The organism is Candidatus Schekmanbacteria bacterium, assembly GCA_016219965.1.
Lineage (GTDB): Bacteria > Schekmanbacteria > GWA2-38-11 > GWA2-38-11 > J061 > JACRJM01.
Genome location: JACRJM010000002.1, coordinates 108,609 through 128,843 on the forward strand (window position 1 = coordinate 108,609; position 20,235 = coordinate 128,843).

The following is a 20,235-nucleotide window of genomic DNA, read 5'->3' on the forward strand; positions in this document are numbered from 1 at the left end:
TAAACAGCATTTCTTTTATTTTTGCTGTTGTTGGAGGTATTCGTAAACCTTCCCCTTCGTCCGCACTGATGCACTGCTTATACCGCATCCTTTAAACTGCCAGAACCACCCGAATAGAAGGGAGAATATGATGAGAGCGAGAATAACGGACTTCCATAAATTTTTCCCGCTTAACTGAACTTTAAGTTTTGTCAGTCCATCTTTTGAGAAAAGATTTTCAACCTTGCGGGAAAGGTTTTCAAGTCTTGTTTGAAATCCCTTTCCATCTTTTTTATCTTTGTCCTCGGAATACGTCCTGTAACCGAATTTAAAATACTCAGGGTTGATTTCCGGACGAAGCCCAAGAAGTACTATGCCTATGACGTTTGCCTTTACATTGTCCAGAATTGATTTTGCTCTCTTAAGCCCTGATCTTGCTATTTTCCCGGCACGGTAAACAAGGAGAACTGAATCTGCCTTTGACCCTAGGATTACTGCGTCAGTTACGGGAAGGACCGGAGGAACGTCGATTATTATAAGATCATAGTATTCTTTGACCTCCTTCAATAATTCTTCCAGCTTTTTGGAATTTAAAAACTCCGACGGATTCGGCGGAAGGCTTCCGCAGGTTATTATAGACAGGTTGTCCAGTCCCGGTGTCTTGAGAAGCTGTTCGAATTCAAGACTGCCGAGCATCATATCAGTCACTGTTTTTACCACGCTCTTCCATGGGCTGTTTCCTATTATTATCTCAGTAAGTCCCGGTTCCCTTTCGAGCCCGAACATATGATGAAGTCTGGGCTTTCTTAAATCACCTTCTATGAGTAGTATCTTTTTTCCGAGCTGTGCCAGAGTTATCGAGAGATTGATAGCTACAGATGTTTTCCCCTCGCCCAGCGAGGCGCTTGTGACTACGATATTCTTATACTCTTTTTCGAGCAGGAGGAACTGTATGTTTGTCCTCATTGCCCGGTAGCTTTCAGCCAATATTGAATTTGGTACAAAATGGGATATGAGTTTTGAATATAAGTCCGCCGCTTCCTCGTCCACTGTCCCGCGTTTTACTCCGGCTTCAACTATCTCATCGATTATTGCCTCGTTTTTGACATCCGGTATAAGACCCATTACAGGGACATTGACATAATGCTCAAGGTCTTCAATGGTTCCTATTGATGTATCAAGAGTTTCAATAACAAGTGCAGCTACAAATCCAAGTGCAATCCCTATAAGTATTCCGACAAAGGTTTTTTGAAGTATATTAGACGGATTAATCTCTTCCGGTTCTTCATAGGCAGGCTTGACTATTGAGACCTCATCTACCTTTTCAGCCTCTTTGATCAACGCTTCCTGATGTTTGGTATTGAGCAGTGTGTAAAGTTCGGTGTTTACATCTACCTCTCTTTTTGCCCTCTGCACCTGCAGGATATCATCCGGTTTCCTCTGAAGAGACTCTGAAAGGACTTCCGTTCCGCTGAGAAGGACTTTTTTCTTTTCCTGCAGGGTGTATATTTTCTGCTTTATCTGTTTTTTCATCTCCATTATGATGCCGGTAAGCTGGGATTTTACCTCCATTACCGCAGGATAATCAGGATTGAACTGCTCTTTAAGGGATTTATATTTCAGGATTGTGGTAAGTAATTCTCTGTTAAGTTCATAGAGATGAGAATAGTAATCCGGCGTGTACACCCTTCCCAGTTCATCTTCTCCGCCGCCGCTCTTTTCAAGTATGGAAAGCTGGTTCCTGGAATCAGCAAGATCAGCATCAATCTTCTGTATCTCTTCATTGAAAAGGTATTTTTCTTTTACTATGTTATCAAATGAAGTTGCGCCTTCATTTAAGATGCCGGTTTGCTGTTGAAGCCCTTTTAAGTTTTCCTCGGAGTCATGCAGTTTCTTCTCAACTATCTCTAGCTGGGATTCTATGAATTTCCTGGTCTCAATTACCTGAGAGTTCCTTTCCTTGCTGCTTTCTTCCCTGTAAACCTGCACAATAGTATTGGCTAAAAGTGTTGCCTCGGCAGGATCTATAGACTTCACAGATACATTGATGATGTTCGTGTCTTCACTCTGTTTTGCCTCTACGTTTTTCTGAAGTTCTGAAATGATGTTAACAAGTTTTGGGTTATTCCTTATCTGCTCGGAGTTTAAATTTTCAGGAATGCGGTTAAGCCTTTGCATTGTTTTTTCCATTATGGGATAACTCGTGATGACCACTGACTGGGTTGCAATGTTGTCCCATGTTGACCATGAAACTACTTCGGTTAAAAGTCCGGTGAGGCTTGTTGACCTTTCGACTTTAACGCTTGCAACCGCCTTGTAGACCGGCGCCGGTTTCTGGATAAGGCTTATAAGAAATGTGAATATGGTTACAATGATTGCAATCGATGCGATTACGAATCTTCTTTTTCTTATGACACGCCAGTAATCTCTAAGATCAAGTTCGTACTGAGGCATTAAGTTTCCCTGTTATTTGATGTTCTGGAAGAGTTTGTAGATATAGAAAGGCTGCAACCCTTCATTGATAGTCCTGAGTACGGGTGCAATCTTTTCAAGGATTTTATCAACTCTTCCAATTGCTGTGTCAGGAACATAAACAATATCGCCTGGCTCTAATTCCACATTCTTGATCTCTAAGTTTTCTTCTACGTTCCTGAGATTTGACAGGTTTGCTGTTATTACCTCCGGGTTGCTAACTGCGCCTCTCAGAATCTTTATATTGTCCTTGACTGCAAAGATAGTGAAGTCTCCTGAGGATGCTATTGCAGATATAAGATTAATCCTGTCATTAGTCATTTTTACTGCTCCGGGAGTTTTTACTTCTCCCAGAACATAGACTATCTTTTCATCCTTTTTGGGTATGAATATGAAGTCGTTCGTTGTTATCTCAATATTCATCCCCGTTGCTCCATTGTTTAAGAGCTTTTCAAAATCAACGGGGAGTATCTTGTTGTCCCTTATCACATAGGCTTTTTTAAGGTCAGATGTCTGTGTGATACCTCCTGCTATTGATATAGCCTGAAGCAGAGAAACTGGGTGTTTTATTTCATAAGTTCCGGAATTTTTCACTTCACCGAGAATATAGAAGTATTTGCTTCCATAATTCTGGATGCTTACTATTACCTGCGGATTCTTTACATATTTTGCATAAGCTCTTGTTACAACTTCCCTTGCCTCTCCGAGTGTAAGGCCTGCAACTTTTATTTCTCCAACAACGGGAAGAAATATGACTCCATTGTCTTCAACAGGCGTACCTCCTTTGTCAGCAAGAACTGCCGGGGTTCCCAGTTCAGGATGCTCCCACAGGGATATGAACATTCTGTCTCCTGCTCCGATCCGGTAATTTGTGTCTTTTACAAGCAACTCTGAGAGGTCATTGTCCGACTCAGGAGCAGCATTTTGGATTGAAGAAGATTCAGCAGTGTTTCCGGTAGCTTTCGCATTAACGGCAATATCCGGATTTGAAGTTCCGCACCCCGCCATGAATACAACTATTGCTGTGGCAAAATACATTAAGAATTTCATTTTCCGTAAAATAAACATCAGTGAAGATCCTCATAAAAAACTGGGCCTGTTATATTAAGCAGTGTATCCCTGTTAAGGTCAACTATCTCTTTTTTGGAAAGCTTCTCGCCGGAAGAATCGTATAGGATCTCAATTTTCGGTTTCAATGGACTTAACGGATTGATCTCAATTACCCTTCCTACCTTATTTGAATTTAAAAGTACGTAACTGCCGACCGGGAAAGCTGAAAGTTCGCTTACCAGGGCTTTAAGTATCTCTCTCGGGAATGCTTTTTTAAAAGATGTGATTATTATCTTAACCGCATCAAAAGGTGTCATCCTCCCTCTCTGGGGTCTTGGATGGGTAAGCGCTTCATATATATCACAGATGCCTATAATCTTTGCAAGCATATCAATCTTATTTCCTTGAAGCCCGAAAGGATATCCGCTTCCATCTTCTTTCTCATGTTCTCCGCACACAAGTGAAGAAAGCCATGCATATTTATCACCGAGGGCATTCTGAATGATATCGCGGCTGATAAGAGGATGTTTTTTAATCTCTGTTTTTTCTTCGTTAGTCAAGTCGCCTGTTTTTGTGATGATAGACTCCGGTATTTTTAAAAACCCTATGTCATGAAGAAGCGCTCCCATAATAAGCTTCTTTAGCCTGCCCTCATCGATTCCAAGGGACATCCCTATCTTAAGACAGAACACGGCAACATCAACCTGATGCTGAATAAGGTTAAATTTTGCAGACATGAAAAAAAGTGCATTTACGAAAAGCGAGTTGTCTTCCCTGATACCCCTGATAAAATCATCAGCAATGGATGCAATTCCATCAATATCTATTTTCCCGCTGGTCATATAGAGATTTAACGATGAACCAAGAACATCCATTGCCCTGTTATATAGATCATCGTTGCTCGCAGGTTCCTTTTTTATTTTTTCAAGGTCGGACATTTCTATGGAGTGGGTATTAAGGTGAACTTCATCGATGTTAGACTGGTCGGGATGGCCAGCAGGCTCCGTTGATTTTAGTTTTTTTATCACTAAAGGGTTTTCTTTTATCTTCGGAGGTGAGGCGGGGACTCTGTCGCATGATAAAAAAGAAGTATATTTACTCTCTATATCAGTCAAAGAGAGTTCTTTTTCTTCTTTTTTATCAATTTCTTTTTTGTTTGTTTTATCTGTGCTTATAAGGTCGCTTATTCTAACCATTTGACCTTCCCGGTTCTACAAATTAAGAATCTCGTTAATAATTGAGGAGCCAATTGTTTCCACCTTTTTTTCATAGCCCACCAGAAGAGCAAGATCGCAGATATTGTTTATGAGCCGTGGCACGCCGCAGCTTCTTTCATAGATAATGTCAATTGCCTCTTCTGTAAAAATGCCTCGTTGGGCGCCGCTCTTTTTCAGCCTGTATGAAACATATGCTATTGCCTCTTCCTCTGTCAGAGGTTTAAGCTCGCATTTTATTGAAATTCTCTGATCAAGCTGCCAAATATTTTTTATCTTCTCCTTAAGCTCCGGCTGTCCCAGAAGAATAATGGTAAGGAGAAATCTTTCATTTAGCTGGAAGTTTAATAATAACCTTATTTCTTCGAATATGACAGAATCTTTTACTACATGTGCTTCATCAATGAATACAATCGTATCCTTTCCCATTTTGAAATTTTCGAGGAGATAATCATTGAGTGTGTGCAATATATCAAGTTTATTATCCGGTACATCATTTATCCCGAGCTGGTATAAAATCTCCCTGTGGAGCTCAACTCCTTCAAGCAAAGGATTGTTCACCATTCCTATTTCATATTTTCCCCTGTCCAGAGCCTGTATTATTGTTCTTGCAAGGAGTGTTTTCCCGCAGCCAGGTTCGCCGGTAAGCATCGCAGCTCCCTTATGGCTTTCTATTGCATAAAGAATCCGCTTGGCAGCTTCTTCATGGCCGGGCAATGGGAAATAATAATAAGGGTCAGGCACATTATCAAAGGGTGTATTCTTAAGATGGAAGTATTGTTCGTACAAGAGCCCAATCCTCTTTTAAATATTTATCACGTATATTCTATTGTACTTTTTAAAATAAATTTTTTTGCTTTCCCGTATCTTAAGTTACTAAGGCATTTGTTTGGCTTAAATCGTTTTATTTTTCAAAATGTTGATTACTTATGGCATTGATATCTCATTTATTGGTTGCCTCATAAATTGGATTATACCGTTTAATGATTTTCACATGCAACATTTGTTTAAAAAATGAACATTTCAATTAATGTTGACTATCTCTGAGATTATTTCTAGATTTGCTTATTCGAAAAATGTTTTTTAATGGTGCTAATTATGATTTCCGTAGAAGAAGCATTAAATCAGGTACTTGAGGAAGCACTGCCTCTTCCTTCAGAAGAAGTTTCACTTATGGAATCTCTTGGAAGGGTTTGCGCAGAAGATGTTGTGGCGTCGATAACCGTTCCTCCATGGGATAATTCAGCAATGGATGGTTTTGCAGTTCATTTGTCTGATGTCCTGTCAGCCTCAGAGAAAGGTCCGGTAAAACTTAAAGTCATTGCGGATATTCCTGCAGGGAAACTCTACGGCGGTGCAGTAAAAGAGGGAGAATGCGTCCGTATTATGACAGGGGCGCCGGTACCTTCCGATTGCGATACAGTTATAATGAGAGAAGTAGCGGATGACAAAGGCGAATTTGTATTTATAAGGGAAACAGCGGAGAAAGGTGAGAATATAAGGGAGAAGGGTGAGGATATTAATGTCGGCGACATAGTTGTGCATTCTGGAAAAAGGATTGAGCCTGCTGATATAGGGGTTATGGCTTCTGTTCAGGTCGTTCGCGTCAAAGTTTACCGGCAGCCTGTTGTGGCAATTCTTTCAACCGGGGATGAACTGGTAGATATTAATGAGAAGATAACTCCGGGGAAAATTGTGACAAGCAATAACTATGCGCTTGAAGCACAGGTTTTAGAATCAGGGGCAGTCCCATTACAGATTGGCATAGTAAAAGACAAGAAAGATGACATTGAATCTGCCCTTAAAAAAGCAATGGAGGCTGATATTATTTTAACTACCGGTGGTGTCTCAGTCGGCGATTACGACTTTGTGAAGGAGGTTCTTGACCGCCTTGGGTTTAAAAAGAAATTCTGGCAGGTGGCCATGAAGCCCGGAAAACCGCTCACCTTTGGAACTCTCGGGAAATCAATAGTCTTTGGTCTGCCGGGAAATCCTACGGCCACTATGCTATGCTTTGATCTGATCGTCAGGCCTGCAATTTTAAAAATGATGGGGCATACATCCATATTCAGAAAAAAGGTGAAGGCGGAGAGTCTTGAAGATATAAAAAAGAAAGCAGGAAGAAGACATTTCCTCCGGGTCATAACAAGGTTTGAAAATGGCAGATATGTTTTCATTACAACAGGCTCGCAGGGCTCGGGAGTGCTGACATCAATGACTAAAGCAAACAGCATAGCCATAATGGATGAAAAGGCGACATTGCTTAAAAAAGGGGATGTGGCAGAAGTGATTTTATTAGATGAGAAAATATAATTAACGGTCAGGGAGATATACATAAATGTTACCACCTATTGTATCAATCGTAGGAAAATCGAATTCCGGAAAGACAACCCTTGTTGAGAAACTCCTCCCTGAGCTTGTGCAGCGCGGCTATAAGGTGGGCACTATCAAACACCATTTCCATCCTGATTTTGATTTTGATATTGAAGGCAAAGACAGTTGGCGGCACAAGGAGGCCGGAGCATATCAGGTTATAGTTTCATCTCCCAACAAAATGGCGCTTGTACGTAATGCTGAATATGATGCCCCGGTGTCAGAGATAAGGGAAAAATATGGCCGCGACCTGGACATCATCATGACTGAGGGGTACAAGAGGGAGAGCTTCCCAAAGATAGAAATATTCAGGAAGGGTGTCCACGAGACCATGCTCTGTGAGAATGACGACAAGCTTGTCGCCCTTGTGACGGATGCAGATTTGAATGTTGATGTTCCGAAATTCGGCCTTGATGATGCAAAGGAAATAATAGATTTCGTTGAAGAGAAATTTTTAAAGAAGAAAAAAACTTCTAAAGAGAGCTCTGTTAAACTCTATGTTGACGGGAAAGATGTTACGTTGAAGCCTTTTATACAGAAGACGCTTAAAGGGATGATAAAGGGTTATCTTGAAGGGTTAAGAGACGTGGAAAATGCCGGTCACATCAAGGTTGAGATAACAGATGAAACTGATTAGTCTTTAATGTAGATAATGAAATGAAAGGAAAGTAATTTTGGATTTTAAAATTCCAAGCGAATGGGATTACAAGAATGTTTACTGTTTCATACTTGCAGGTGGGAAAAGCACAAGGCTTGGTTTTGACAAGGCAAGTGCCCGCATAGGAAATGAATCACTCATTGAACTAGTGATAAGAAAAATAAGCCCTATTTTTGAAAATATAACTGTTATTACAAGGAAGGATAGCCAGATTCCTGATATGGGATATAAGGTTTTGTACGACCTCATGCCAGGTTCAGGTTCCCTTGGCGGCATCTATACAGGGCTTGTGAGATCTCCTTCATATTATAATTTTTTCTTCTCCTGTGATATGCCTTTCATTGAACCTGAATTCATCAAAAGCATGCTTGATGAACCAAAGAATTATGACATACTCATGCCGCGCTCAGGGAAAAACTTCGAGCCTCTTCATGCAATATATGCAAAGGGATGTCTTCCTGTAGTAAGGCAGCTTCTCGCATCAGGGGTATTGCGGATAATAGACCTCTTCTCCAAAGTCAATGTAAAATACATAGAAGAGTCGCAGTGGAAGAAGTTTGATAAGAACGGGAAGATGTTCCATAACATCAACACACCTGACGACTTAAAACTCGCTCAGGAACAATGCCTCAGGAAATGACCAGAAAACCATACTTTCTTTTTTGGGTAGCAGTTATTTCGCTTGTCCTGATTATCTTTTCCATAACTTCAACTTCAGCTCAGGCTTCGGGACTTAACAGCCCCGATGAGTTTAATTCAAAAAGTAATGGATCAACAGCAAACAAAGATGATTTTACAATTTCAGAAATAGTAACATCTCCTCTTCGCTCCCTTTTTCTTGGAGGGCTGAAGATATACCAGTTAGGAGTTGCGGATATCGGTGGCTCGCGCTGCGGGATGTATCCTAGCTGTTCATCCTATGGAGTTCTGGCTGTTAAAAAGCATGGAGGGCTGATTGGACTTGCAATGACTGCTGACAGGCTTATCCATGAGGCAGAGGAACTTCAAACCGGAGCTCTTGTAAATAAGGGAGGAAAAGTTCTTGTCTATGACCCGCTGGAATATAATGATTTCTGGTGGCATAAAGGAAAAAATGAATGAGAGTATTATTCCATTATAGAGTTCTGCTCATTGCACTTCTATTTTTTCTAAGTTCCTTCTCTGCATGGGCAGAAGATGTGCCGCCGGCAGATGAAGCTTCAAGACTGCTTAACTTTGCCGGTGAGCTTTCCAAATCAGGAGATTATTACCGTGCTATCACAGAGTTTAAACGCTTCATTTCATATTATCCTGAAGATACCCGCATAAAAGATGCGAAGCTTGGAATTGGAAGCTCTTATTTCAAAGCAGAAAAATGGAATGAGGCAGTAGAGGCTTATCGGGACTTCCTGAAAAATTATCCTGATGGGAAAGAGGCTGACGATGCAATTTATAATATGGCTGTATCTTTTATAAAGATGAAGCAGATGGAAAAAGTAAAAAAGCTTATTTCCGAGGTGGAAGAAAAATCCCCAGAAGGCGAGCTTTTAAACAGGCTTAAACTGCTAATGGGAAAGTCGCTTGTTCAGGAAGGGTATCTTGATGAGGCTGAGCGGGAACTTGCAAAGGTGGGAAGTGAAAGTGAATTGCGGGGTGAATCTGAAAGGCTTGCGGCAGGTATAAAGGGAGCAGAAAATCTAAAATTGAAATCACCTGTTCTTGCAGGAGTGATGTCAGCAGTTTTCCCGGGAGCAGGTCAGCTTTATGCCGGAAGAAAAAAAGATGCCGCATTCTCACTTATACTTAACGGGCTTTTCACATGGGGGGCAATAGAATCATTTAACCGCGATATTTATGTTGCAGGAGCAATCCTTTCATTTTTTGAGCTTGGCTGGTATTCAGGAAACATTTACAATGCCATATCTGATACTTACAAATACAATAACAATGTAAGAGAGAACTATTTCAAAGAGCTTTCCATGAAAGACCGTGAATCTTCCGTCACAAACTTTTCCCGCCTTGACACTTCTGGCATATTACTGCAGGTGAAATTTTAAATTTTGCAATAATATTTGTCTAAGTTAAATTTCTTTTTCTGTTCTCCTGCAAAGTAATAAATTCGAATGCGGCTATGCAGTTCCGCTCAGGCTTAAAACTTTATGCGCCTTCTGCGGAATCTGCCAAGACGATTAAAAAAGACAAAAATAAATTGCGTTTTTTCCACTGCACCACTAATATCTAAAAAAATTATAGATAATAATCTAAAATATAAATAACAATATGTTTCATTCCAATAATTTAAAAATAACAGCATTTCTTGCTATTGTTTTTTCATTTCTTCTTGCCTTCAATTTATCTGCTTTTGATATTAAGCCACTTGGTTCTTTTGGCGGGGAATTCTATGATGTTGCTGTAAGTGGAAAGTATGCCTATGTTGGCACTGCCAATGGGCTATTAGTATTTAATGTATCAGATCTCTCTTCTCCGGAATTAATCAGCTCCTATAAAACATCTCACAAAATACGGCATGTTCAGGTTTCAGGGAAAAGAGCCTATATCGCGGATGGAAAAATATTTAAAATAATAGATGTAAGTAAACCATCTTCTCCCAAACTGACCGTTTCATATGAGGCTTCAGGAAGAATAGCAGATTTTTCAGTGTCCGGTGAGAATGCCTATCTTGCCGTTAAGAAGAAAAAAGTTAGCTTAAAGATAGTAGATATCAGCAACCCATCAATGCCTCTGCTCCTTGGTTCCTATGATGATATTAATATTAGAGGCGGTATTTCTGTTTCAGGAAATGAAGTTTATGCTGCAGATTATAAGAGTCTCAAGATAATAGATGTAAGCAATCCTGCTTTTCCAAAACTTGCCGGTTCATATGATTCAGATTACTATTTCACTGCTCTCGCTGTTTCGGAAAATATTGTTTACGCAGGTACAAATATTGGTTTTGAAACCATAGATGTAGAGGAGCCATCTTTACCCAAACTGCTCGGATCTTTTGATACATATGGAAAGGTGAGAGGGCTCCATATCTCTGGCAATAAGGTATGTGTTACTGATAAGGGAGGGCTTAAGGTAATAGATGTAACTGACCCTTCCTCACCTAAATCATTTTGCTCATATACTGAAATAACTTCTGCGCGCGGTGTTTATATGTCAGGCAATTCAATCTATATTGCTGATAGACAGGAAGGGTTAGTGTTGTTGGAAGTTGGAAACATTTTGTTCCCGTTGATTGGCTCTAATAAAATGTATTCAGATGAATACGCTTTGGATCTGTTTGTCTCAGATTCTACAGCCTATGTATTAGTTGCTCCCTATGGTAAGGTTTCTCAGACAACTCTTGAAATAATAGATATAAGCGATCCATCAGCCCCTGCATTTCTTGGCTCATGTATTATAAATGGTAAGGCTGCAAAGGTTGTTGCATCTGACGGAAAAGCCTATGTATTGGTTAACAGCCTGGACTCTTATTCTACTGATTGTAATCCAGAAGGAGACTATTCCTGGAGTTTAACTATAATAGATGTAAGTGATCCTTCATCACTATTGCCTATTGGTAACTATGATTCTGGATGCCAAATAAATGATATATTTGTTGAAGGAGTAAATGTCTATCTTGCAGCAGATTACGCAGGACTTTTGATAGTTGATGTAAGCACACCAGATTCACCTGTTCTTCTTGGCTCATACAATACTGGTGAGTATGTTTATGGAGTTTATTTATCAGATGGAAATGCGTATCTTACAGATGATGGCGGTCTAAAAATAGTAGATGTCAATAATCCTTCTTCGCCGGAGCTTCTGGGGTCTTATGATAATTATGGAGGATTCCAGGAAGTCTTTATTTCAGGAACGGCTGCGATTATTGGTTATTATAATGGTATGGCGATAATAAACGTAAGTGATCCATCATTGCCAAAACTGATTGGGTCATATAGTCCAAATACTGATATTAGCGATATTCATGTTTCCGGAAATAGAGCGTATGTTATCAATAAGCGCTCTCTTTTAGTAATAGATTTAAGTGACAGTTCTTCTCCTGTTTCATTGGGTTCTTTTTACCAACCCGGAAGTATTAGAGAATCTTTTATTTCAGGTTCAACAGCCTATGCAGTCACCTATTTGGGAGATTTCCTGACAATAGATATTGCTAAAATTTCTTCTCCGACGTTGTCAGGAAGATATAAAACAATAAGCGAAATGTTGGAGTGTTATGTTTCAGATGATAAAGCATATATAGCTGCAGGCGGAAAAGGTTTACTAATACTTGATATTTCCAAACCGGTTTCACCGAAATTGCTTGGTTTGTATGATACAGACTCTGCGCGTGATGTTTATGTGTTAGATAATAAGGCATATATTCTCTACAACAATGGACTAAAAATAATAGATGTGAGCAAGCCTTCTGCACCCAAGCTCATTGGTTCGTATGAATCTCCTGATTATTATTTTCGTAAAGTCCGCGTTATTAAAGAAATAGCTTATCTTGCTTATACTAATGGGGTTGCCATAATAGATGTGAAAGACCCTTCATCACCGAATTTCCTTTCAAGGGTTAACACCCTTAATGGCGATGATGCTGACTACGATCTCCGTGATATTTATTTTTCAGACAATAAGATATTTGTAGCCCATTCTTTTATGGGAGTAAAAATAATAGATGTATCAAACCCTGCATCACCGAAAAAAATAAATACATACCACACTTCATCCTATGTCTCAGATATTTATGTTGAAGGGAAAACAGCTTATGTTGCCAGTTCTGATGGACTTTCAATTATAGATGTCAGTAATCCATCCAAGCCTAAAAGCCTATCTGTATTTGAGCCTGAAAATTCTAGGGAATATAGTGAAATATATGTTTCAGGATCGACTGTATATGCCGGTGGAGCTACACGCATTAAAAATAGATGGAAACATATGGTTGATATAATAGATGTTAGTAATTCATTTACTCCGAAGTTGCTTGGTTCATATGATACAACTGACCATATTAGCTCTCTCTTTGTTTCCGGAAATAAAATGTATATTTCTGAAGGAGATAAAGGAATTCAAATCATCAAAGTTCCCGCAGTGCCCGGGATAAAGTCTGTTCATCAGGCTGATGATTTATATAAAAACGAATTGCTTATAAAAGGGGAAGGCTTCGGAAATAAGAAGGGGGCTGTTTGGATAAACAAGAATGGTGCAGAATTTAAATGCGAAGTTATTTTCTGGAACAGTAAGAAAATAAAAGTGACTATACCTAACATGGTACTTTATGGCACTCAGGAAGTGATAGTTCAAAATAAAGATGGCTTAAAGTCAAACGGCTTCTCATTTAAGAGACGTTTTAATTAGAAACTCTTCGTAGTTTCATTCAGTTTTTTATTATCAGTTGTTCCTCTCATTCTTTCATGATAGATTTTTTTTAATAGATGTTAATGGTATTTATAATATTGGAGGAACTATGCATGAAGGAGCTGGTAAAAGAGTATCTTGACGGCAAAGTGACAAGGCGCAGCTTCATGCAGGGGCTTCTTGCAGTAGGCTTCAGCTTTCAGGGGAGCAATGCTTTGCTCAATTCAGTTGCAAGTGCGGCTGAAACTCCTATCCAGAAAAAAAGCGTTACCGGCACAGGAGGTGAGATAGCTATTGAAACAGTTCTTGCCGGCGGGGTTGAGTATATGTTTGCATCAAATGGCACAGGGCTTTACCCGATTTATGATGCCCTTGTTGACCGGCTCAAGCCGCGCTTTATACTTGGCACGGAAGAGGGTCAGGTAGTTGCAATGGCTGAAGGTTATCACCTTGCCACAGGCAAAACTGCTTTCGTTAATATGTCACGCATCGGGCTTCCTCATGCTTCCAACAATCTCTACAATGCATGGAAAGACCAGTCATCTATTGTCGTAATAACCGATGCACCTGACAGCAGGTTTGACGGAAGGAATGGGTTCGAGGACGTTGATGACTGGCTTGAAGCCGTTGGGCAGTTCACGAAATGGCGATTCATGGTAAAACATCCTGAAAGGATTCCAGAGCTAGTGCGGCGCGCCTTCCAGCTTTCTTCGATGCCGCCCGGAGGTCCTTCCTATCTGATGATTCCCACTGATGTGCTTACGCGCGAGGGTTTGACCGCTGAAATTCCTGTTTCTCATTATCCTGAGTTTTCAACAAAAATAGAGCCTGATAAAAAAGAGATAGAGCGCGTTGCAAAGATGCTTCTTGAATCCAAATCACCGCTCCTCCATGTTGGGCACGAAGTTACAAGAGCCGGAGCAGTAAAAGACCTGATTGAACTTGCCGAACTTTTAAACATACCGGTAACACAGGGGTTGAGCTGCTACAAAGATTTTCCAACTAACCACTTTCTCTTTAATGGAGGATTCATCACAGGACTTACCTATGATGTGAACATAGACCTGTTCATGAATATTGGAGGGCAGATGCCTGACATGAGCCTTATGGCACGCGGGATTCCGGGACCTTTGCCCTTTGGAGCGAAGATAATTCATGCACGTATAGACTCATCAGACATTGCACGGGTAAATCCTGTAGATGTGGGGATTGTGGCTGATGTGGGAGAAACAATAAAAGGGATAAGGGATGCTGTAAAAAGCATGGCTACGGCTGAACAGCTTGAGAAAATAAAAAAGGGAAGGGAAGGAAAAATACTTTCATTTACCGCAAAGCTTAAGGCAATGAAAGAGCAGAGGATAAAGAAGAACTGGGACAAGTCAGTCATATCCTGGGAAAGGCTCACAGGCGAGATTAACAGTATAATAGAGAATGATGCTGTAATAGTCCCTGAAGTTGAAAATCCCGCAGGCTCAACGGATATCATGGAATTTTCCCCAGACGGAAAAGCTTGCATCGGGTGGACTATGGGGTCTGCTCTTGGCTGGGGGCATGGTGCTGCAGCAGGTGTAAAGATTGCGATGCCTGACAGGCAGGTCATATCGCTAATCGGGGACGGTGGGCTTATGTTCTGCGGTTGTTCCGCTCTCTGGAGTATGGCAAGATATGAGATCCCTGTTATCACTGTTGTCTATAACAACCGCAGTTATGACGGACCAAGACACAGGATGTTCGGCATGGGAAGAAGGCAGGGGCAGGAAGGAAAAGATATGGCTTGTTATCTTGGCAACCCTGACGTTGACTATGCGGGGTTTGCGAAAAGTTTTGGTGTACAGGGGGAGAAGGTGGAAACACCAGCCCAGATAAAGCCTGCCCTGGAGCGTGCTGTGGCTGCGACAAAAAGAGGCGAGCCCTATCTTATTGATGCAGTAATCGAAAGACTTGGTCCGGGTGCTTCATCCACATGGTATCCTAAAACATCCATTAAAGATATGCGGACAAGGCAGGTTTAAATCAAAAGGTATTATTTAAATGACCCTTTCATCCAATATCACTTTTCTCCTTGTTGAACCAAAGAGCGCAGGGAATGTCGGCTCTGCTGCGAGGGCAATCAACAATATGGGATTTAAGAATCTTGCATTGGTGAATTCAAAGGCACATCTGGAAAAGGAAGCTGAGATTTTTGCCTGCAGCGGTGCGGCGGTTCTTAAAAAAGTTCGCTCCTTTTCGGAAATCAGGGAAGCCATTGCTGATGCTGCCATTGTGGCAGGTACATCGAGGAGGAAAGGGAAAAAAAGAGGAAAGTTTATTGACTTCGAAGAAGGAATAAAGCTGATTAAAAAGACAGCAAAGAAGAACAAGGTTGTCATAGTCTTCGGAAGAGAGGATTCAGGCCTTTCAAATGAGGAAACTGAAGCCTGCTCTCTTCTTATGACAATCCCTACGGGGAAAAAGTCTTCGTCTTTAAACCTTGCGCAGGCAGTGATGCTTACTGCTTACGAGCTTGCAAGAGAGAATAAGAGCGCTCATAAAGAAGATACTTTAAAACTTTCAGATCAGGAAAGGATTGAGGTTATGTTCCGTGAGCTTTATAATGTCTTAACCCTTCTTGGTTATTCATCTGCCGGCAATAGGGATCTCCGCAGAAGCATCCTTCGCACCATGAAGGATCTTTTTACCAGAAGCGGGCTTACGGCTTATGAAGTAAATATGTTCCTTGGTTTGTGCAGGCAGATAACTGAAAAGTTTGAAAGGAGATGAGATATGTTGTTAGACAGGATTTACTACGGTAACTCTCTCCAGGCATGGTTCATAGCCCTGCTTTTAGTCTTTGTCTCAATGGTGATGTTCCGGATATTCAGGGGTGTAATTTTATCCCGCCTTACAGCTTATGCAAAATCTACGGAAACTCAACTTGATGATATGGCAGTAGATATCCTCAAGAAAACAAAGTTTTTCATATTCATCTTTATTTCCATATATATTGCATCACTTGTTGTTGTCCTCCCGCCAGGCGTGTCAAAGCTTATTAAAAGTATTGCTGTTACTGCATTTCTTATCCAGGTAGCCGTATGGGGTAATGCAGTCATTACTTATGGATTATCTCATTATCTAAAAACCAAAATGGGTGATGATCCGGCGGTGATGACATCCTTTGGTGCCATAGGATTCATAGCGAGATTGTTCATGTGGGGAATCATTGTCCTTATGGTCCTTGAGAATCTGGGAGTTAATATTACTGCTCTTATTGCCGGTGTCGGAGTAGGCGGAATTGCCATAGCTCTGGCTGCTCAGAATATCCTGGCAGATCTTTTTGCCTCACTTTCCATAATGTTTGACCGTCCATTTTTAGTCGGTGATTCCATAATGGTTGGTGAACATACCGGAACAGTAGAACATGTGGGGCTTAAGACAACAAAAATAAGAAGCCTTTCAGGAGAGCAGATTATTATATCCAATACAGACCTTCTTAAAAGCCATATCAGGAATTACAAGAGGATGTTTGAGCGACGCATTAGTTTCCACCTAGGAGTTAAATATGAAACACCATACGAAAAGCTGGAAAAAATTCCATCATTAATAGAGGGGATTATTTCAAAATATGAAAACGCACGTTTTGACAGGGCGCATTTTAAAAGTTACGGCGATTATGCGCTTATATTTGAGATTGTATATTATGTGACAGACCCTGATTACAACAAATATATGGATGTTCAGCAAAACATCAACCTTGCAATTTTCAGTGTTTTCTCTCAGAACGGGATAGAGTTTGCCTATCCTACACAGACTATATATATGGAAGGAAAGAAAAAAGAGGTTTGAAAAAAGTGATGTATTCTATTTCACATCAAGTATCGCTCTCACCTTTAATGCAAGACTAGCTGTTGTAAATGGCTTTTGTATGAATGGGATATTCCCTTTTATTATTCCATTTCTGATAATTCCTTTGTCTGTGTATCCTGACATCAATATTTTTTTCAATGATGGTTTTTGGGCTTTTAATTTTTCATAAAGCTCTTCACCGTTACATCCCGGCATTATCATATCTGTGAGTAACAGCTTTATTTGATCCTTGTTTTCTTTAAAAATATTTTCTGCTTCTGAAGGATCTGATGCACATAAAACATTATATCCAAGCTCTGAGAGAATCATTTTGACAAGGTTTCTTACGGCATCGTCATCTTCAGCAACAAGTATGGTCTCATTCCCACGCGGTAGTTCCATCTCGTCATTTTTTGTTTTAGTTTCTTTTACCGCTTCCTCTACTCTTGGAATGTATATTTTAAATGTTGTTCCTTTGTTTTTCTCGCTGTAAACATAGATGCTTCCTCCATGTTGTTTTACTATTCCATAAACTGTAGCAAGGCCCAATCCAGTTCCTTTTCCAGACTCTTTTGTAGTGAAAAATGGTTCAAATATGCGTTTTTGAGTTTGTTCATCCATTCCGCAACCGGTATCACTTAGTGCCATCATGATATGAGGGCCGCTTTTTGCACCTGGGTGACTGTTTACATATTCTTTGTCTATGTTCACGTTAGCTGTTTCTATCGTAAGTTTACCGCCATTAGGCATTGCATCGCGTGCATTAACTGCAAGGTTCATTAAAACCTGTTCCATCTGTCCTATGTCAGCACGGGCATTTCCTAAATCTGGAGTCGGTATGAATTTTAGATCAATATCTTCACCAATGAGTCTTTGCAGCATTTTCGAAGTATTATCGATGAGAGAATTAATGTTGACTATGGTCGGTTGAAGAGTTTGCTTGCGACTGAAAGCAAGAAGCTGCCTTGTTAATCCAGTTGCACGGGTTATTGATTTCTTAATTTCCTCGAGATACCGTTGTGCCTTGGGAACTTCCGGAATTTGTCTGGAAAGCAGGTCTGCGTAACCTGTCATCCCTGTGAGGATATTGTTGAAGTCATGGGCAACTCCGCCAGCCAGTAGTCCGATGCTCTCCATTTTCTGAGTCTGACGGAGCTGTTCTTCTAACTTCTTGCGTTCTGTTATGTCAGTTGAGATGCCGCAAACCGCATAGGTATTACCGGAAGTATCAAGCAAAGGAAACTTAACTGATATGTATGTATGAATTATGTCGTCCTGCGGAACTGTTTCTTCCATCTCAAGCGGAACACCTGTCTCAATAACTGTTCTGTCGTTTTCCTTTAATTTGTCAGCAGTATCTTTAGGGAAAAAGTCATAATCAGTTTTTCCTTTTATGTTTTTATTATCTAGATGAAAGAAATCTTCAAACTGGCGGTTGATCATAATATAGTGCCCGTTGATGTCTTTTACAAAAATGATGGCAGGTGAATTGTTAATTATTGATTGAAGGCGCTCCTCGCTTTCTGCAAGGTTCTGAAACGAATTGTGTAATGTTTTAATCATCATATTAACGGAGTTAGCAAGTCTTACAATCTCTCCATTTTTTTCTTTTACTGTAACCATCTCATTCCAATTGCCATTGGTAATACGTTCTGTGGTGTTCACCATGTCAATGATTGGAGTTGAAATATTTTTTGCAAGAACAAGAGTCAGCAAAATTACCATTATCCCTGTGGCAGTGGTCAGAGGAAAGACTTTCAAGAACAATTCCCGCAAAGGTCTCAATGCCTCATCTTTAACGACAGAAACAACTATTAAACCTTCTGTTTCTGCAACAAATGAAGAAGCACATAGAAATTTTTTCCCATTGATTCCAGTGAACTCTCCCACATAATTTTTGCGGGAGGTGTATGATCGGGTTAAAGGTGCAATATTGATTTTCTTAGAAAGAAGTTCAGGATCACCCGCAACAACTGTCAGGTTCTTATTTAAGATAAATATATTATCTCCCTTATGTAAATTCTTATTAATAGTTATGTCCGCATTACCTAAAACTGGTGAGTCTCCGGTTAGCATACTATCCATTCTTTCTGCTTTGAAACGAACAGTAATTACACCTAAAAATTGATGCGTATAAGAATCAGTAACCGGTGCAGAAATACTAAAATGGCGTATTGCTGAAACATCCTCAATAGGCTCAACGCTTATTCCTTTTTTACCTTCAAGAAAATATTCAGGTTCAATTTCCTTAGAACTTATATGTGCCTCATCTGTTACGAGAACAATATTACCTTTGCTGTCGAAAATAAGTATGTCGTAAATATCAGGGTCTATGGGTATTTTCTTTTTAACCAGATTCTGTCTTAAATTATTTATATCTTCAGAATAATCTCTATTATTGTTATTTACTTCACGAAGGCAGTTTTGAAGAGTACTAGATATGCTGAAATCAAGAGTCCTTGATTTCTTGTTTTCTATAAAAAGAAGAAGCTGGGTTTTTCCATTATCTGCTTCTATCTCTAGGTTGCTGTAAATCTGGTCTGTGATTATTTTCTTTCCGTATTCGTAGATACGGTAACTTACAAAACCTAATGGGATTATTACAAAGATGAAAACCCACAATAACATTTTCTTCCCAGTGTAACTCAGCATATTGATTCCTTACAAAGCGGGAAAAGTAAAGTTTAAGGTTATGGGTTAAGCGGCTTTATCCCTTATCTTGTGTTCTTCCTGAAACTCGGAAAGATTCAGATGTGTAATGTCATTGTCTGTGATTATTTTATCTAAATCCAATAATAATTTTATTTTTCCATCAGATTTTCCAATTCCAAGAATATATTCAGTGTTCACTCCCGCACCGAAAGATGGTGGATTTTCAATATGCTCAGAAACAATATTCAGAACTTCTGAAACTCTGTCTACAATGATTCCTGCCTGTATTCCTTGAGCTTGAACAATTATAATACACGTTTGCTCGGTCTGTTTGACCTTAGTCATTTCGAATTTCGAACGAATATCCATAACAGGGATTATTTTCCCTCTTAGATTGATTATGCCTGGCAAATATGCAGGTGTGCGCGGTACAGCTGTAATCGGTACAATCCCTATAATCTCATGGACTTTAAGTATTTCAAGCCCGTATTCCTCTTTACCAAGAAAAAAAGTAAGAAATTTCCCTCCAGCAGTTTTTTTCTTTTCAATATCTTCCATCCGGTTTTCCTTCCTTGGAATTTGTTTAGCTCTTCACCCTGTAAATATCCATGTTTTGTAATTAAAGTGAACTTTTTCTCGGAATAAATTGTATCAAAGTTAGATGTGGCGTTAATTTAGTTTGAAGTA

15 protein-coding genes are annotated in these 20,235 nt (G+C 39.9%); 9 read left to right on the forward strand and 6 right to left on the reverse strand.

Annotation, left to right across the window (positions count from 1 at the left end):
- Positions 1–15: 15 nt before the first annotated feature.
- Genes HZA77_01365 through HZA77_01380 form a run of 4 tightly spaced genes read right to left on the reverse strand, consistent with a single transcriptional unit; the run spans position 16 to position 5,504 of the window.
- Positions 16–2,433 carry a polysaccharide biosynthesis tyrosine autokinase gene (locus HZA77_01365; protein MBI5374056.1) on the reverse strand — a complete coding sequence of 806 codons (2,418 nt, stop codon included), beginning with the start codon at positions 2,431–2,433 and terminating at the stop codon, positions 16–18.
- 12 nt (positions 2,434–2,445) lie between these two features.
- Complete coding sequence (locus HZA77_01370) at positions 2,446–3,489, reverse strand: polysaccharide biosynthesis/export family protein (protein ID MBI5374057.1); 1,044 nt, start codon at positions 3,487–3,489, stop codon at positions 2,446–2,448.
- Between the two features lie 29 nt (positions 3,490–3,518).
- A complete protein-coding gene (locus tag HZA77_01375) occupies positions 3,519–4,697 on the reverse strand; it encodes an HD-GYP domain-containing protein (protein ID MBI5374058.1) in 1,179 nt (392 codons plus the stop codon).
- A gap of 15 nt (positions 4,698–4,712) precedes the next feature.
- Positions 4,713–5,504, reverse strand: a complete 792-nt coding sequence (locus HZA77_01380) for an AAA family ATPase (GenBank protein ID MBI5374059.1) — start codon at positions 5,502–5,504, stop codon at positions 4,713–4,715.
- A 309-nt stretch (positions 5,505–5,813) separates the two neighbouring features.
- Between HZA77_01380 and HZA77_01385 the strand changes: the two genes are divergently transcribed.
- From HZA77_01385 to HZA77_01425, 9 genes are all read left to right on the forward strand, one after another.
- Positions 5,814–7,028 carry a molybdopterin molybdotransferase MoeA gene (locus HZA77_01385; protein ID MBI5374060.1) on the forward strand — a complete coding sequence of 405 codons (1,215 nt, stop codon included), beginning with the start codon at positions 5,814–5,816 and terminating at the stop codon, positions 7,026–7,028.
- Positions 7,029–7,053: 25 nt separating this feature from the next.
- Positions 7,054–7,725, forward strand: a complete 672-nt coding sequence (gene mobB, locus HZA77_01390) for a molybdopterin-guanine dinucleotide biosynthesis protein B (protein ID MBI5374061.1) — start codon at positions 7,054–7,056, stop codon at positions 7,723–7,725.
- Between the two features lie 37 nt (positions 7,726–7,762).
- Positions 7,763–8,386, forward strand: a complete 624-nt coding sequence (locus HZA77_01395; protein MBI5374062.1) for a molybdenum cofactor guanylyltransferase — start codon at positions 7,763–7,765, stop codon at positions 8,384–8,386.
- Entirely contained in the window at positions 8,383–8,847 is a 465-nt protein-coding gene (locus tag HZA77_01400; GenBank protein ID MBI5374063.1) for a membrane protein insertion efficiency factor YidD, read from the forward strand. The genes HZA77_01395 and HZA77_01400 overlap by 4 nt, the downstream gene beginning before the upstream one ends.
- Positions 8,844–9,782, forward strand: a complete 939-nt coding sequence (locus HZA77_01405; GenBank protein ID MBI5374064.1) for a tetratricopeptide repeat protein — start codon at positions 8,844–8,846, stop codon at positions 9,780–9,782. Before HZA77_01400 ends, HZA77_01405 begins: the two co-directional genes overlap by 4 nt.
- A 223-nt stretch (positions 9,783–10,005) precedes the next feature.
- Positions 10,006–13,074: a hypothetical protein gene (locus HZA77_01410; protein ID MBI5374065.1), complete on the forward strand. Its 3,069-nt coding sequence runs from the start codon at positions 10,006–10,008 to the stop codon at positions 13,072–13,074.
- A 113-nt stretch (positions 13,075–13,187) separates the two neighbouring features.
- Complete coding sequence (locus HZA77_01415) at positions 13,188–15,086, forward strand: thiamine pyrophosphate-binding protein (GenBank protein ID MBI5374066.1); 1,899 nt, start codon at positions 13,188–13,190, stop codon at positions 15,084–15,086.
- A 19-nt stretch (positions 15,087–15,105) separates the two neighbouring features.
- Positions 15,106–15,834 (forward strand): RNA methyltransferase, encoded by a 729-nt coding sequence (locus HZA77_01420; GenBank protein ID MBI5374067.1) that lies wholly within the window; start codon positions 15,106–15,108, stop codon positions 15,832–15,834.
- A 3-nt stretch (positions 15,835–15,837) separates the two neighbouring features.
- On the forward strand, positions 15,838–16,896 hold the full coding sequence (locus HZA77_01425; protein ID MBI5374068.1) for a mechanosensitive ion channel family protein: 1,059 nt from the start codon (positions 15,838–15,840) through the stop codon (positions 16,894–16,896).
- A gap of 15 nt (positions 16,897–16,911) precedes the next feature.
- On the opposite strand, the gene HZA77_01430 is transcribed toward HZA77_01425, so the two are convergent.
- Positions 16,912–19,524, reverse strand: a complete 2,613-nt coding sequence (locus HZA77_01430) for a PAS domain-containing protein (protein MBI5374069.1) — start codon at positions 19,522–19,524, stop codon at positions 16,912–16,914.
- Between the two features lie 69 nt (positions 19,525–19,593).
- Complete coding sequence (locus HZA77_01435; GenBank protein MBI5374070.1) at positions 19,594–20,106, reverse strand: purine-binding chemotaxis protein CheW; 513 nt, start codon at positions 20,104–20,106, stop codon at positions 19,594–19,596.
- Positions 20,107–20,235 lie beyond the last annotated feature (129 nt).